Consider the following 15,179-nt stretch of genomic DNA (forward strand, 5'->3'; position numbering starts at 1 on the left):
CGTAAAGCTCAGCAGCCCTACGATGGATCTCGGATCAGCGCCGCTTCGCGGCTTGTCCGGGATGACGCAGCGGTTTCCAGAGAATACGGCTGCGTTCAATAGCCGACGGTGAAGCGCTGGCGCGAATGCGCCGGCTTTTCCAACTCGTCGACCAGCGCGATCGCATAGTCCTCGGCAGAGATCGCGCTGTTTCCGTTCGCGTCGACGAGGAGCTGATCCTTGCCGAGGCGGAATTTGCCGGTGCGCTCGCCGGGCTGGATCAGCGCCGAAGGCGAGAGGAAGCTCCAGTCGAGCGCCGTCTCGGCCTTCAGCAGGTCGAGGAAGTCACCGCCCTTCCTTGCTTCGTCGAGATACATCGCCGGGAAGTCCGGCGTGTCGAACAGCTTCACGCCGGGCGCGACTTCGAGGCTGCCGGCACCGCCGACCACGAGATAGCGCTTCACGCCCGACTGCTTCACTGCCGCGAGCAGCCCGGCCGGGTCGCTGGCGGAAAAGTGAACGGCGCTGATCACGGCGTCATGGCCGGCGATCAGGGCCGCGAGCCCATCGCGATCGAAGACGTCACCCTTCCGCGCAGTGACGCTTGGGCCTGCCAGTACCTTCTCGGGATTGCGGACGATGGCGGTGACCTGGTGGCCGCGGCGGGTCAGTTCGGCGAGCAGGCGCGAGCCGATGAAGCCGGTCGCGCCGATCAAAGCGATATTCATGTCGATCTCCTGGTATCCATTGGGAACCTGCATCCCAGTGGACACCAGATGGCGCCTGTGCGATTTTCGCTCAAGAAGGCACTTTCGCCGCACAAGGTCACCTGCCGGAAACCGCCATGCTGCAGCGCCCCGATCCGTTCAACGCCCAATGCCCGACCCGGCGCGTGCTCGACCGGATCGGCGACAAATGGGCGGTTCTGATCCTGATCCTGCTTGAGAAGGAGACGCTGCGCTTCAATGAACTGCGCCGGCGGATCGACAGCATCTCGCAGAAAATGCTGTCGCAGACGCTGAAGAGCCTGGAACGCGACGGGCTGATCTCGCGCCGCGTCTTCGCGACGGTGCCGGTCACCGTCGAATATGCGCTGACGCCGCTCGGGCGGACGCTCGCCAGCACCGTGCAGGCGCTGACACACTGGGCCGAGGCCCATATCGGCGAGGTCGAGGAAGCCCAGCGGCGCTATGACCGTGGCGAGGTCGCGGCCTGATCGGCCTTGCTTCGGGTCAAGGGCACTGCCCAGCCGCCCTTTCCGGCGTACCGCTAGCCTTTCCGGCGTTTTCGTGTATATGCCGCTGCCAACCGGCCTCTGCTGCCGGCGGCGCATCCCCTCCGCGATGAGGCGATGCGGGCTTCGGACCCTGCTGGACGACATCCCGGCTAAGGCCCGCCAGATCAACATTCGAACCGAAGGAAAGCACGATGTCGATCACTGCTGAGCGCAAGACCGCGCTCGTGAAGGAACATGCCACCAAGCCGAACGACACCGGCTCGCCGGAAGTCCAGATCGCGATCCTGACTGAGCGCATCAACAATCTGACCGGCCACTTCAAGTCCCATCACAAGGACAACCATTCGCGTCGCGGCCTGCTCAAGATGGTCTCCCAGCGTCGTTCGCTGCTCGACTATCTCAAGGGCAAGAGCGAAGCGCGCTATCGCTCGCTGATCGAGAAGCTCGGCATCCGCCGCTGATCGCCGAATGAGTTCCCGCCCGGTGCCTCGCCGCTCCGGGCGGTTCTTCTAAGGGGGCCGCCGCAATGGTGCGGCATTGCCCTTCTCAATGCGGCGGCCGCATGGGGCGGCTTTCCGCATGATCCACCGGGCGTCGCCGACGCCCATGGCAGGATCGCCGAGCGCTCGGGCGCGGCTGCAATGTACGACCGAGCGTTTTGCCGTCTTGCCCATGGGCCAAAGGGCGCCGGGCGGGTCGCATCCGACCGAAAGAAAATCCATGTTCGACATCCAAACCGAAGAGCTGATCTGGGGCGGGCGCAAGCTCGTGCTCGAAACCGGCAAGATCGCCCGCCAGGCCGACGGCGCCGTGCTCGCCACCTATGGCGAGACCGTGGTTCTCGCCACCATCGTCTCGGCCAAGGAGCCGAAGCCGGGCTTCGACTTCTTCCCGCTGACGGTGAACTACCAGGAGAAGACCTTCGCGGCCGGCCGCATCCCCGGCGGCTACTTCAAGCGCGAGGGACGCCCGACCGAGAAGGAGACGCTGGTCTCGCGCCTGATCGACCGGCCGATCCGCCCGCTCTTCGCCGAAGGCTACAAGAACGACACCCAGGTGATCGTGACCGTGCTGCAGCACGATCTCGAGAATGATCCCGACATCGTCGCCATGGTCGCCGCCTCCGCCGCGCTGACGCTCTCCGGCGTGCCCTTCATGGGCCCGGTCGGCGCCGCCCGCGTCGGCTATGTCGACGGCGCCTACAAGCTCAACCCGCTGATCGACGAAGTGAAGGAATCGGCGCTCGATCTCGTCGTCGCCGGCACCCAGGACGCCGTCCTGATGGTCGAGTCGGAGGCCAAGGAGCTCTCCGAGGAGATCATGCTCGGCGCCGTGATGTTCGGCCACAAGCACTTCCAGCCAGTGATCGACGCGATCATCCGCCTGGCCGAGAAGGCCGCCAAGGAGCCGCGCGAGTTCAACCCGCCGGACGACCAGGCCGTGCTCGACGCGATCATGAAGATCGGCGAGGCCGAGCTGCGCGCCGCCTACAAGATCACCGCCAAGGCCGAGCGCTATGCCGCGGTCGACGCCGTCAAGGCCAAGGTCGTCGCCGCGCTGGTCTCGGACGCGCCGGATGGCGTTTCGACCTTCAGCAAGGAGAAGGTCGGGGCCCAGTTCAAGGAAGCCCAGGCCAAGATCGTGCGCTGGAACATCCTCGACGACGGCATCCGCATCGACGGGCGCGACGTCAAGACGGTGCGCAAGATCGTTGCGGAAGCCGGCGTCCTGCCGCGCACCCACGGCTCCTCGCTGTTCACCCGCGGCGAAACCCAGGCGCTGGTCGTGACCACGCTCGGCACGGGCGATGACGAGCAGTTCATCGACTCGCTGGAAGGCACCTACAAGGAGACCTTCCTGCTGCACTACAACTTCCCGCCCTATTCGGTCGGCGAGACCGGCCGCATGGGTTCGCCCGGCCGCCGCGAGATCGGCCATGGCAAGCTCGCCTGGCGCGCCATCCGCCCGATGCTGCCGGCCAAGGCGGAGTTCCCCTACACGATCCGCGTCGTCTCGGAGATCACCGAGTCGAACGGTTCCTCCTCGATGGCCACCGTCTGCGGCACCTCGCTGGCGCTGATGGATGCCGGCGTGCCGCTGAAGGCGCCGGTCGCGGGCATCGCCATGGGCCTGATCCTGGAAGGCGAGCGCTTCGCGGTGCTCTCCGACATTCTGGGCGACGAGGACCATCTCGGCGACATGGACTTCAAGGTCGCCGGCACCGCCGAGGGCATCACCTCGCTGCAGATGGACATCAAGATCGCCGGTATCACCGAGGAGATCATGAAGGTCGCCCTCGGCCAGGCCAAGGGCGGTCGCGACCACATCCTCGGCGAGATGGCCAAGGCCCTCTCGGCCTCGCGCACCCAGCTCGGCGAGTATGCGCCGCGCATCGAGACGATGAAGATTCCGGTCGACAAGATCCGCGAAGTCATCGGCTCCGGCGGCAAGGTCATCCGTGAGATCGTCGAGAAGACCGGCGCCAAGGTCAACATCGAGGACGACGGCACCATCAAGATCGCCTCGGCCGACGGCAAGTCGATCGAAGCGGCGATCAAGTGGATCAAGTCGATCGTCTCCGAGGCGGAGCCGGGCATGATCTATGACGGCACCGTCGTGAAGATCATGGAGTTCGGCGCCTTCGTGAACTTCTTCGGCGCCAAGGACGGGCTCGTCCACATCTCCGAGCTCGCCGCTCAGCGCGTCCAGAAGGTCTCGGACGTCGTCAAGGAAGGCGACAAGGTCAAGGTCAAGTTCCTCGGCCAGGATGATCGCGGCAAGATCCGCCTCTCGATGAAGGTTGTCGACCAGCAGACCGGCGAGGACATCACCGAGAAGCTGAAGGCCGCCCGCGACGCCGAGAAGAGCCGCGAGAAGCAGCAGGCCGAGTAAGGCCTGCAGCGCTCAGCGTTTCACGTGAATCAGGACGCCCCCCGCATCGCAGGATGCGGGGGGCGTTTTCTTTTGCCGATCCCTCTGGTGCGACGCAGCGAACTCAAATAGTCTAGACTTATCTGCCTCGGAGACCGGCATGACCGCCCATCGCATCACCTCGCTGGACCAGCTCGCCTCGCTCTATCCGAACCCCGTCGCACCGGCCTCGCTCCTCAAGGAGATCGACCATGTCGATGCGAACTATGCCGCGCTGATCGCCGCCTCGCCGTTTTTCGTGCTCGCGACCAACGGTCCGGACGGGCTGGATTGCTCGCCGCGCGGCGATCAGCCGGGCTTTGTCACGGTGAGCGACGCCAAAACGCTGCTGATTCCCGACCGAAGAGGCAACAACCGCCTGGATTCGCTCAAGAATATCCTGTTCGACAATCGAATCGGAATGCTCTTTCTGGTCCCGGGCTACGGCGAAACCCTGCGCGTCAACGGCACGGCGGTGCTTTCGAGCGATCCTGCGCTCTGCGCGCGCTTCGACATGGCCGGCAAGCTCCCCGCCTGCGTCATGGTCGTCTCGGTGGAGTCGGTCTACTTCCAGTGCTCGCGCGCCGTGGTCCGGGCCGATCTCTGGAATCCGGCGACCCAGGTCGACAAGCGCAGCCTGCCGAGCGCCGGCACGATCCTGCGTGAGATCACGGCGCGGGCGCCGGCGGTCGAGACCTTCGATGGCGAGGCCTATGACAAGGCGCTGCCGGAGCGGGTCAGGGCGACGCTGTATTGAATTGAACCACGAGACCGCGACGACAAGACCGCGGGAACCCCTCTCCTGTAAGGAGAGGGTAGGGTGAGGTGTGGGCCGTCAGACCAGTCCGGTTCCGCATTCACCGCGCGGTCAGGCCCAAGCCAACGTTTTCGGTCCGAACACCTCACCCCTGCCCCTCTCCTTCCAGGAGAGGGGTTCTCCGGAGCTCTACTCCAGCGCCCCGACCGCCGCCTCGACGGCCTCGACGATCGCGCCGGAGCGGACCAGCGCCGTCGCCTGGTTCATCTCGGCGGCGTACCAGCGGTCGCCGTCGAGCGCCGGGGGAATCGTCTCGCGGACCGAATCCAGCGCCGCCTGCGTGCCCTTGCCTAGCGGATGGGCCTTGGCGGTCTCGGCGATCAGCGACAGCGCCTGACAGGCCATCAGGATCTCGCCGGCGATGATCATCTCGACATTCTCGACGATCGTGCGGGCCTTGCGGCCGCACCAGGTCGAGTTCGAGACATGGTCCTCGGCATTGGATTTGCCGGGAATCGAATCGACCGAGCCCGGCGAAGACAGGGTGCGGTTCTCCATCACCAGCGCCGAGAGCGAGCACTGCACGGTGGCGAAGCCGGTGTTCAGGCCGCGCTTGCCGGCAAGCAGATTGCGCGGCAGGCCGTAGCTCAGCGTCGGGTCGATCAGCCGGGCGAGACGGCGTTCGCAGATCGAGCCGAGATCGGTCATCGCGATCGCCAGCAGGTCCATGGCCTGCGCCACGTACTGACCGTGGAAATGGCCGCCGGAGATCACCTGGTAGCCGCCGCCATCGGGGAAGATCAGCGGGTTGTCGGTGGCCGAGTTGGTCTCGGTCGCGATGATCCGGGCGACATAGTCGAGCGCCTCGCGGGCCGGTCCGTGGACCTGGGGCGCGCAGCGCAGCGAGTAGACGTCCTGCACGCGCGGCGCCGGCGGCTTGCCGGGCGTGCGGCCGATCTCATCGGGATAGATCGTCTCGCGCGCCGCGGCCGAGCAGCGCTGCGAGCCCTGCGTCAGCTTCAGCACATTGCGCGCGACCAGCGCCTGGCCGGGATGCGGGCGCGCGGCATGGACGCGCGGATCGAAGGCGGCGAGCTCGCCGCGCATCGCCTCGAGCGAGAGCGCAAGCCCGATATCGGCGGCCTTGATCAGGCGTTTGGCATCCTCGGTGGCGAGCACGCCCAGCGCGAGCGAGACCGTCGAGCCATTGATCAGGGCCGAGGCATCCTTGGCGCCGAGCGGGAAATCGGGCGCGAGGCCGGCCTTGGCCAGCGCTTCGCGCGCCGGCATGCGCCTGCCCTTGTAGACCGCTTCGGCCTCCGCGAAGCCGCAGATCGCGGCCGCCATATGGGCGAGCGGGGCAAGATCGCCGGAAGCGCCGACCGAGCCCTTCTGCGGGATGACCGGGTGGACCCCGGCATTCAGGCAAGCGAGCAGACGCTCGACCAGTTCGACCTGCGGGCCGGAATAGTTCGAGGCGAAGGCATTGGCGCGCAGCAGCATGGTGGCGCGGGTGACGTCCTCGGCGAAGGGCTCGCCGACGCCCGTGGCATGGGCGTAGACGCTTTTGCGCTGATATTCGGTCATCTCCGCCATCAGCACGCGCTGGTCCTTGAACAGGCCGACGCCGGTATTGAAGGAGTACATGAACGGCGCCTCGTCGTTCATGAAGTTCGCGTCGATATGCGCCCGCGTCGCGGCGATGGCGGCGCGGGCGGCAGGGGCGAGGCTCGCCTTCTCATAGCGGCCGGAGGTACCCGGCCGCGCCACGCGCAGCACCTGCCTGCCCTTCAGCGTGCGTCCATCGATCGTTACGGCCATGGCCAGTCCCCGTTTCAGCAGATCCCGATCTAGAACCGGATCGCAGGAAATGGGAAGCTGGTTGCGGCCGGTTATCGGCGCCTGCAAGCGCTTTGCCGGCCCAACCCGCGACATTGCTGCGCCTTTACCTGCGGCGCGCAATGCACAATGAAGGCGGCGCAGGAGGTTGCGATGGATTTCGAGAGCTTTTTCCGCGAGGAGTTGAGCCAGCTCCGCAAGGAAGGCCGCTACCGCGTTTTCGCCGATCTGGAGCGCTGCGCCGGCAGGTTTCCGCGCGCGATCTACCATGGCGACGGCACGCCGCGCGAGGTCACCGTCTGGTGCTCGAACGACTATCTCGGCATGGGCCAGCACCCGGTGGTGATCGCCGCCATGCACGAGGCGATCGACGGCTGCGGCGCCGGCGCCGGCGGCACCCGCAACATCGCCGGTACCAATCACTACCATGTCCTGCTCGAGCGCGAGCTTGCCGATCTGCACGGCAAGGAATCGGCGCTGCTGTTCAATTCCGGCTACATGTCGAACTGGGCCTCGCTCTCGACGCTGGCCTCGCGCATTCCCGGCTGCATCGTACTGACCGATGCGCTGAACCACGCCTCGATGATCGAGGGCATCCGGCATTCGCGCGCCGACAAGGCGATTTTCGCCCATAACGACCCCGCCGACCTGCGCCGCAAGCTGCAGGCGATGGATCCGGCCCGGCCGAAGCTGATCGCCTTCGAATCGGTCTACTCGATGGATGGCGACATCGCCCCGATCGCCGAATTCTGCGACATCGCCGAGGAATTCGGCGCGATGACCTATATCGACGAGGTCCACGCCGTCGGACTCTACGGGCCACGCGGCGGCGGCGTCAGCGAGCGCGATGGCCTGACCCACCGACTCGACCTGATCGAGGGCACGCTGGCGAAGTCCTTCGGCGTGATGGGCGGCTACATCACCGGCTCGGCCGCACTCTGCGACTATATCCGCAGCTTCGCCTCCGGCTTCATCTTCTCGAGCTCGCTGCCGCCGGCGCTCGCCGCCGGGGCGCTCGCCGCCATCCGCCATCTCAAAGCGAGCTCGGCCGAGCGCGAGGGCCAGCAGGATCGGGTCGCCACCTTGCGCCGGCGCCTCGACGAGGCCGGCATCCCGCATCTGCCCAATCCCAGCCATATCGTGCCGGTGATGGTCGGCGATGCCGCGCGCTGCAAGCAGATCAGCGACGAGCTGCTGGCGCGCTTCTCGCTCTATGTCCAGCCGATCAACTATCCGACCGTGCCGCGCGGCACCGAGCGGCTGCGGATCACGCCGACGCCGCTGCATTCGGACGAGGATATCGAAGGGCTGGTCCAGGCCCTGAGCACGATCTGGGGCGCACTCGGATTGCAGCGCGCCGCCTGAGACGACCTCCGTTTCGCAAACAGAAAGCCCGGGCCTCGCGGCCCGGGCTTTCTCGTTCTGCAGACGGCATCAGACGATGCGTGGAGCCGTTCGAAGTCTCAGAGCAGGCCGTTATTGCTGGCGAGCGTCTTCAGACCGACATCCGGCCTTGCCCCGACATGGCTGATGATCTCGGCCGCGGCGAGGGCGCCGAGGCGCAGGCAGTCGCGGGTCTCGCGGCCCGAGGTCAGGCCGAAGAGGAAGCCGGCGGCGAAGAGATCGCCGGCACCGGTGGCATCGACCAGCCGCTCGATCGGGAAGACCGGCTCGGCGACGACGCCGTCCGGCGTCACGGCAAGCGCGCCGTTCTCCGAACGGGTGACGACGGCGAGCACGTTCTCGGCACGCAGGCCTGCAAGCGCCGTGTCGAAATCGGAGGTTTCGTAGAGGCTCTTCAGTTCGTGCTCATTGGCGAAGACGAGATCGACCATGCCATTGCGGACGAGGCCGATGAACTCGTCCCGATAGCGATCGACGCAGAAGGAATCGGAGAGGGTAATGGCGACGCGGCCGCCGGCCTTGTGGGCGATCTCGGAGGCCTTGCGGAATGCGTCCTTGGCCGCCGGCGGATCCCAGAGATAGCCTTCGAGATAGACGATGTCGGCGTTTTCGATCGCAGCGGCGTCGACATCGGCCGGGGAGAGGCCCTGGCAGGCGCCGAGATAGGTGTTCATGGTGCGTTCGCCATCGGGCGTGACGATGATGAAGGAGCGCGCCGTCGCCGGCCCGTCCGCCGCTGCCGGCGTGTTGAAGGCGACGCCGAGCGAGGTCAGATCGTGCCGGTAGAGCTTGCCGAGCTCGTCAGCCTTGACCTTGCCGATGAAGGCGCCCTTGCCGCCGAAGGAGGCGAGGCCGGCGATGGTGTTGGCGGCCGAACCACCGGAGATGACCTTGCCCGGGCCCATCGCGGCATAGAGCGCCTCGGCCCGTGCCTCGTCGATCAGGGCCATCGAGCCCTTCACTAGTTCGTGGCTGGCGAGGAAATCCTCCTCGGCCGTGGCGATGACGTCGACAATGGCATTGCCGAGAGCGAGCACGTCGTAGCGCTTGGAGGTCATGAGGCTTTCCGGAGGTTGAGGGATTTGCGGGCGTGTCGCATCGGGCGCAGGTTCGGTCAAGCGCCGCCGCGGCGGCGGGCGGCGCTGTCGAGGATCGAGGACAGCGCCGCGAGATCGGACGGACCGAGCCATTCGATCTCGCGGGCGAGCCGGTTGGCGAACAGCGTCGCTTCCGGTTCCAGCCCGGCGGTGTCGACGGTGACGCGCGGATGCGAGAGATCGGCGAGGCGGATCAGCTCGTCGGCCTCGTCCCAGATGATGCCGAGGACGTGGATCGCGCCCTGGATCAGGGTGAAGGTCGGCTGGCCGCGCTTGCCGTGCTCGAGCGCCGAGAGATAGGCCGGGGTGACGCCGAGCGCCTGCGCCATCTGGGCGAGGGTGACGCCGCGGGCGGCGCGCAATTCGCGGACGCGGCGGCCATAGGGCGTCATGGCTGCGGCCCGCGGGCCCGGCGCAGGCGGATATAGAGCGCACCCGAACCGCCATGGCGCTGCTCGGCCTCGTCGAAGCCGAGCACCAGCGGCCGCAGATCGGCGAGGCTGAGCCAGTGCGGCACATTGCGGCGCAGGACGCCGCGTTCCGAGCCGAAGCCGAAATCGCCGGCGCCGCCCTTGCCGGTCACCACCAGGACGAGCTTGGCCCCGCGCATCTGCTGGACCCGGAGGAAGCCACGCAGGGCCGCATGGGCTTCGTCCTGACGCATGCCGTGAAGATCGATCGCAGCCTCGACGCCCTGCTGGCCGCGGCGCAGCTGGGTGCGCAGCCGCCTTTCCAGCGGCGCGAGAGGCGGCGGCGCCGGTTTCGCCGCGATCGTCTTCGGCGCGGCCATGGCCGGCGCCTGCCGCGGCGGCTCGGGCTGGAGCACCGGGAGCTCGGGTTCCGGCTCCGCTTCGACCGGCTTGCGGCCGGCGAGTGGCGTCACCGTGCGCGCGACCTGGCGCCAGAGCGCGATCTCGGCCTCGGACAGCAATTTGCCACGGCGGCGGGGCATCGCCTCAGCGCTCCCGCCCGCGCGGCCAGAGCACGATCAGGTCGAAGGGGTGGCGGATCAGGCCGGCGCGATGGCCGGCTTGCGGGCCGGAGCCGACGAAAAGGTCGATCCGGGCGGGACCGAGGATCGCCGAGCCGGTATCCTGCGCCAGGACGAGCCGCGACAGCGCTTCCGCCCCCCCCGTCCCGTCCGGGATCTCGCCGGCGATCCAGGCCGGCATGCCATAGGGCCAGACACTGCGATCGACCGCGATGCTGCGCAACGGCGTCAGCGGCAGGCCGGCGGCGCCGATCGGCCCCGCCTCCGGCGGCAGGTCGTCGCGCCTTGCGTAGAAGACGAAGGAGCGGTTCAGGCGGATCAGCTCGCGCGCGAAACCGGCATCGGCCTTCAGCCTCGCGACCAGCCGGTCCATGGTCATCTCTGCCGGCGGAATATTCTCGCGGCGGCTGAGCTCGCGGCCGAGCGAGGTGTAGGGGTGGCCATTGCGTCCGGCATAGACCAGCCGCGTGACCCTGCCGTCCGGCAGGCGAATCCGCCCCGAACCCTGGACCTGCAGCACGAAACGGTCGACCGGATCGCGCATCCAGAGGATTTCGAGGCCCTGACCGTCGAGTGCGCCGTCATCGATGGCAGCACGGTCCGGGAAGGGCTCAAGGCCGCGCTCGCCGCGGCGGGCCGAGGAGAGCGTCGGATCGAAGCCGGGCCAGTCATCCCCGGGAATCTTGGTGACGAGGTCGACGGGGCGGCCATAGAGCGGTGTCGGGAAGGCGGCGCTTTGCGTCAGCGAGCCCTCGAATTCCGGCTCGAAATAGCCGGTCATGAAGCCGCGCGGCGTCTCGGCGGGGCGGACCCGCCAGAACGAGAACCGGTCCTCGAAGAATTTTCGGGCAGTGGCCCGATCCGGCTCGCCCGCCTTCAACAGGGCAGCGGCCTCGGTGCAGAGCGCCGGCAGACCGGGCGGCGGCTTGATACCCTGGCGCAGCGGCGGATCGGTCTCGCAGCCCTGTGCGAAAAGACGCAGCACGACCCGGTGGTCGTCCTGCGCCCAGCCGGCGATCTCGCCTGCCGTCACGGGCTCGATGCGTGCGCCGGCGGGAGCGGGTGGGGCGCTGGCCGTCACTGCCGATACGCCTGCGGCCCAGAGCCCCAGAACGAGACCGGCGGCACGGATCACGCGGCCGATTCGGTCGCGACCAGCAGCCAGTTCGGATCGCGGCTGCCGAGCTGACGCGAGAAGGTCCAGACGTCGTTGACCTCGGAGACGCTGTCGGCGCTGCCGTCGACGACATTGCCCTGCGCATCGCGGACGACGCTGATCAGCTGCGAGACGAAGGCGATGGTGACCTGGCCGGTCTTGCCCTTGACGTCGACCGCGGTGATCTCGGCCTTGTCGATCGAGACGAAATTCGACTCGGCCTTCTCGCCGCGCTTCTCGCGCTCGCTGATCGCCTGCTCGAAGCCTTCATAGACCTCCTTGGCGAGCAGCCCCTTCAGCATCTTGCGATCGCCGCGGGCGAAAGCGGTGACGATCGTTTCATAGGCAGCCTTGGCACCGCCAAGGAAACCGCGCGGATCGAAACCGGGCTCCTGGCGCGCGATCTCCTCGAGACCTGCGATGATCGGCGAACCGTCGGGCGCGATGTCCTTCCAGCGATCGGCATCCGCGACCTCCGCGGCGGCGGGATCATTGGCCGCACCGGGCAGGCGGATGACATTGTCGCGGCGCGCTTCGGCCGGGGACGCCTGGTCGGGCCGCAGCGGCGGCGTCTCGCGGCGCTGGAACGGATCGGCCGGCGGCTTTTCATGCCCGGTCTTCTGACCGAGCACGGAACGCAGCTTCCAGGCGACGAAAACCGCCAGGGCCAGGAAGACCAGTGTCGTCATATCGAAGTTTTGCATCGACGGCTGATCCGAACCTCAAAGAATACGATCGCATGACGGGCGCGCGACCACAGCACCATCTCCCGGCGGGATATGGTGACTGAGGCTCGTAACATCCACCCCCCGGGGCGACAAGCGTTCTCGGCGAGCCTTTGCTTGTGCCGGCACGGCCGCCATGGTAGCCGACGCGAGTCCGGCGCTTGCGGCGCGACGGACCGTTTCCGCCAGAGAGCGGGGTTTTCTGTCAGAGCCGCCGGAAGACGATGGGACCGATGGCCAACGAAAACGGCAATGGCGCGGGCGACGCCAACCAGCAGGGGCCGAGCCTCAACACGCTCGTCCAGTACATCAAGGACTTCTCCTTCGAGAATCCGAACGCACCGCGCTCGCTCTCGGGCCAGCAGCAGCAGGGCCCGCAGATCGGCCTTCAGGTCAATGTCACCGCCAATGCGATCGGCGAGGCCGAGTTCGAGTCGATCCTGACGCTGGAAGGCAAGGCGACCGTCGGCAACGACACGCTGTTCGCGTTCGAGCTGAGCTATGCCGGCGTGTTCCGCATCGTCGGCGTGCCGCAGGAGCAGCTTCATGCGGTGGTCATGATCGACTGCCCGCGGCTGCTCTTCCCCTTCGCCCGGCAGATCGTCGCCGACGCCGTGCGCAATGGCGGCTTCCCGCCGCTCTATATCGACCCGATCGATTTCGCGACGCTCTATCGCCAGCGCGTCGAGGAGATGCAGGCCCAGCAGGGCGCGGCCGGAACGCCGGTGTCCTGAACGCCAGTTTCAGAACGACGACATGAAAGAGCCCTTCGGGGCTCTTTTTTTGTCGCTTTTTTTCGCCAGCCTGCCTTGCATCGCAAGAGAGGCCGCCCATTTCGGCAGGACCCAGAAGCGCGCGCCGTCCCGGACCGCGCGGGTAAGACCATGCCGGAGCATCGATGGACGCCCTGATGACATTAGCCGCCGACCCCACCGTCTGGGCGGCTCTCGGGGCACTGATCGCGATGGAGGTCGTGCTCGGCATCGACAATCTGATCTTCATCTCGATCCTGACCAACAAGCTGCCCGAACACCAGCGCGCCCGCGGCCGGCGCATCGGCATCGGCCTCGCCCTGATCCTGCGCCTCGGCCTGCTCTCGACCGTCGCCTTCATCGTGCAGCTGACGACGCCGGTGATCTCGGTCTTCGGCAAGGCCTTCTCCTGGCGCGACATCATCCTGATCGCCGGCGGCCTGTTCCTGGTCTGGAAGGCGACCAAGGAGATCCATCACAAGGTCGACCCCAATCGCGGGCCCGACATCTTCGACGGCAGCGGTGCGGCAGCCATCACCTTCGGCGGCGCGATCTTCCAGATCCTGCTGCTCGACCTGGTGTTCTCGATCGACAGCATCATCACCGCGGTCGGCATGACCGACCATGTTCCGGTGATGGTCATCGCCGTCGTGGTCGCCGTGCTGGTGATGCTGCTCGCGGCCGACCCGCTGGCGCGCTTCATCGACAAGAACCCGACCATCGTGATGCTGGCGCTGGGCTTCTTGCTGATGATCGGCACGACGCTGATCGGCGAGGGCTTCGGCGCGCATGTGCCCAAGGGCTACATCTATGCGGCCATGGCCTTCTCGGCGCTGATCGAAGGGCTCAACATGCTCTCGCGCCGCGCCGACCGGAAACAGGGTCGGTAAGTCGCTGCGCCGGCGACCATCGTCATTGCGAGGCGGCCTTCGCCGCCAAAGCGATCCACGGGCAGCGGAGCCTGACCTTCTCGACGGCTTCGCTCGGCTTGCAATGACGGCGGAGGATCACGCTTCCTCTGGCAGGCCGAGATAGCCCCGCCAGAGTGGTGCGGCCTTGAACTTGCCGACGAAAGCCTCGTGCGCCGCGCGCTCCTCATCCGAGAGCCGCGGCGCCAAGGGACGCAGCCTGACCGGCCGCTCGATGACCGCGGCAAGGCCGGCGCCCGGGCCTCCGACCATGCTGGTGCCGAGACCGAGGCTGGTCTGCTTGCCGCCGATCAGTTCGATATAGACTTCGGCCAGGATCTCGGAGTCGAGCAGCGCGCCGTGCTTGGTGCGGCGGCTGTTGTCGATGCCATAGCGCGAGCAGAGCGCGTCCAGGCTGTTGCTGGCGCCGGGGTGCTTGCGCCGCGCCATGGCGAGGGTGTCGACGACGAGTGCCGGAACGATCGGCGGGATGCCGAGCCGTCCGAACTCCATATTGATGAAGCCGACGTCGAAGGCGGCGTTGTGAATGACCAGCTTGGCATCCGCGATGAAGGCAGCGAACTCACCGGCGATGGCGGCGAAGACCGGCTTGTCGGAGAGGAAGGCCTCGGACAGCCCGTGCACCCGGAAGGCGCCGTCCGGCATGTCTCGCTCGGGATTGATGTAGACGTGGTAGTTGCGGCCGGTCGGGCAATGGTTGAGGAGCTCGACGCAGCCGATCTCGACGATGCGGTCGCCCTTCAGCGCTTCGACGCCGGTGGTCTCGGTATCGAGGACGATTTCGCGCACGTTCAGCCTCTCCGTTCGCCGCGGCCGGGACGGCCGGCGAGCGCCACGAGGATAGAATGGACCTGCCGCCGCGCCGCCAGAAGGCCGCGGGAGGTGTCCACAAGGAAGTGGGCGCGCTGACGCTTCTGCGCATCCGGCATCTGCCGGGCGAGGATCGCCTCGAGCTTGTCCTCGGTGATGCCGGGCCGGGCGAGGACGCGGGCTCGCTGGACCTCGGTCGCAGCGGTGACGACGACCACGGCGTCGCAGCGGCTCTCGCCGCCGGTCTCGAACAGCAGGGGAATGTCGAGCACGGCGAGGTCAGCCCCATCCTTGCGGCATTGCGCCAGAAAGGCCTGTTCCTCGGCCCGGACGAGCGGATGGATGATCGCCTCCAACCGGGCCAGCGCCTCGGCCCGGCCGAGCACCGCGGCCGAGAGCTTCGTCCGGTCGACCGCGCCATCGGCGACGACGCCGGGAAAAGCCGCCTCGATCTCGGATGCGGCCGCACCGCGATAGAGCCGATGGACCGCCTGATCGGCATCGTAGACCGGCACGCCCTCGGCGCGGAACATCTCCGCGGTCGTCGACTTGCCCATGCCGATCGAACCGGTCAGTCCGAGCAGAAAGGTCAT

The 15,179-nt window shown here is 67.3% G+C and carries 16 protein-coding genes; 7 read left to right on the forward strand and 9 right to left on the reverse strand.

Translation table 11 applies throughout. The features are described from left to right. Positions 1-95: 95 nt before the first annotated feature. Positions 96-707, reverse strand: coding sequence for an NAD(P)-dependent oxidoreductase (locus AC3RCC_RS01775; RefSeq protein WP_492257413.1), 612 nt, complete (start codon positions 705-707; stop codon positions 96-98). Between the two features lie 116 nt (positions 708-823). Here AC3RCC_RS01775 and AC3RCC_RS01780 point away from each other — a divergent pair, with 116 nt between their 5' ends. From AC3RCC_RS01780 to AC3RCC_RS01795, 4 genes are all read left to right on the forward strand, one after another. Next, positions 824-1,195, forward strand: coding sequence for a winged helix-turn-helix transcriptional regulator (locus AC3RCC_RS01780; RefSeq protein ID WP_492257414.1), 372 nt, complete (start codon positions 824-826; stop codon positions 1,193-1,195). 212 nt (positions 1,196-1,407) lie between these two features. Further along, a complete protein-coding gene (gene rpsO / locus AC3RCC_RS01785) occupies positions 1,408-1,677 on the forward strand; it encodes a 30S ribosomal protein S15 (RefSeq protein ID WP_291637523.1) in 270 nt (89 codons plus the stop codon). A gap of 259 nt (positions 1,678-1,936) precedes the next feature. Continuing rightward, on the forward strand, positions 1,937-4,108 hold the full coding sequence (pnp, locus tag AC3RCC_RS01790) for a polyribonucleotide nucleotidyltransferase (protein WP_291637521.1): 2,172 nt from the start codon (positions 1,937-1,939) through the stop codon (positions 4,106-4,108). 139 nt (positions 4,109-4,247) lie between these two features. Further along, positions 4,248-4,883, forward strand: coding sequence for a pyridoxamine 5'-phosphate oxidase family protein (locus AC3RCC_RS01795; protein WP_492257415.1), 636 nt, complete (start codon positions 4,248-4,250; stop codon positions 4,881-4,883). Positions 4,884-5,072: 189 nt separating this feature from the next. Here the strand turns inward: AC3RCC_RS01795 and AC3RCC_RS01800 are convergent, their stop codons facing one another. Further along, on the reverse strand, positions 5,073-6,704 hold the full coding sequence (locus AC3RCC_RS01800) for an HAL/PAL/TAL family ammonia-lyase (protein ID WP_492257416.1): 1,632 nt from the start codon (positions 6,702-6,704) through the stop codon (positions 5,073-5,075). 171 nt (positions 6,705-6,875) lie between these two features. Between AC3RCC_RS01800 and hemA the strand changes: the two genes are divergently transcribed. Next, the gene (gene hemA, locus AC3RCC_RS01805; RefSeq protein WP_492257417.1) at positions 6,876-8,087 is read left to right on the forward strand and encodes a 5-aminolevulinate synthase; all 1,212 of its coding nucleotides are present in this window, start codon (positions 6,876-6,878) and stop codon (positions 8,085-8,087) included. Between the two features lie 98 nt (positions 8,088-8,185). On the opposite strand, the gene AC3RCC_RS01810 is transcribed toward hemA, so the two are convergent. From AC3RCC_RS01810 to AC3RCC_RS01830, 5 genes are read right to left on the reverse strand one after another with little or no spacing between them, the layout of a single operon-like run. Next, complete coding sequence (locus tag AC3RCC_RS01810) at positions 8,186-9,184, reverse strand: adenosine kinase (RefSeq protein ID WP_492257418.1); 999 nt, start codon at positions 9,182-9,184, stop codon at positions 8,186-8,188. A gap of 56 nt (positions 9,185-9,240) precedes the next feature. Beyond that, positions 9,241-9,615 (reverse strand): helix-turn-helix domain-containing protein, encoded by a 375-nt coding sequence (locus tag AC3RCC_RS01815; protein ID WP_291637511.1) that lies wholly within the window; start codon positions 9,613-9,615, stop codon positions 9,241-9,243. Next, positions 9,612-10,175 carry a Smr/MutS family protein gene (locus tag AC3RCC_RS01820; RefSeq protein ID WP_291650292.1) on the reverse strand — a complete coding sequence of 188 codons (564 nt, stop codon included), beginning with the start codon at positions 10,173-10,175 and terminating at the stop codon, positions 9,612-9,614. The genes AC3RCC_RS01815 and AC3RCC_RS01820 overlap by 4 nt, the downstream gene beginning before the upstream one ends. Before the next feature lie 4 nt (positions 10,176-10,179). Then, positions 10,180-11,349 (reverse strand): murein transglycosylase A, encoded by a 1,170-nt coding sequence (mltA, locus tag AC3RCC_RS01825; protein ID WP_492257419.1) that lies wholly within the window; start codon positions 11,347-11,349, stop codon positions 10,180-10,182. Continuing rightward, positions 11,346-12,074 carry a Tim44/TimA family putative adaptor protein gene (locus AC3RCC_RS01830; RefSeq protein ID WP_492257420.1) on the reverse strand — a complete coding sequence of 243 codons (729 nt, stop codon included), beginning with the start codon at positions 12,072-12,074 and terminating at the stop codon, positions 11,346-11,348. The genes mltA and AC3RCC_RS01830 overlap by 4 nt, the downstream gene beginning before the upstream one ends. Positions 12,075-12,319: 245 nt before the next feature. Here AC3RCC_RS01830 and secB point away from each other — a divergent pair, with 245 nt between their 5' ends. Further along, positions 12,320-12,829 carry a protein-export chaperone SecB gene (gene secB / locus AC3RCC_RS01835; RefSeq protein WP_452119749.1) on the forward strand — a complete coding sequence of 170 codons (510 nt, stop codon included), beginning with the start codon at positions 12,320-12,322 and terminating at the stop codon, positions 12,827-12,829. A 164-nt stretch (positions 12,830-12,993) separates the two neighbouring features. Next, on the forward strand, positions 12,994-13,737 hold the full coding sequence (locus AC3RCC_RS01840) for a TerC family protein (RefSeq protein WP_291637501.1): 744 nt from the start codon (positions 12,994-12,996) through the stop codon (positions 13,735-13,737). Positions 13,738-13,854: 117 nt separating this feature from the next. Here the strand turns inward: AC3RCC_RS01840 and dnaQ are convergent, their stop codons facing one another. After that, the gene (gene dnaQ / locus AC3RCC_RS01845; RefSeq protein ID WP_291637500.1) at positions 13,855-14,565 is read right to left on the reverse strand and encodes a DNA polymerase III subunit epsilon; all 711 of its coding nucleotides are present in this window, start codon (positions 14,563-14,565) and stop codon (positions 13,855-13,857) included. 2 nt (positions 14,566-14,567) lie between these two features. After that, entirely contained in the window at positions 14,568-15,179 is a 612-nt protein-coding gene (coaE, locus tag AC3RCC_RS01850) for a dephospho-CoA kinase (RefSeq protein WP_492257421.1), read from the reverse strand.

The sequence above is a fragment of the Allobosea sp. GW823-FHT01F03 genome (genome assembly GCF_058798075.1).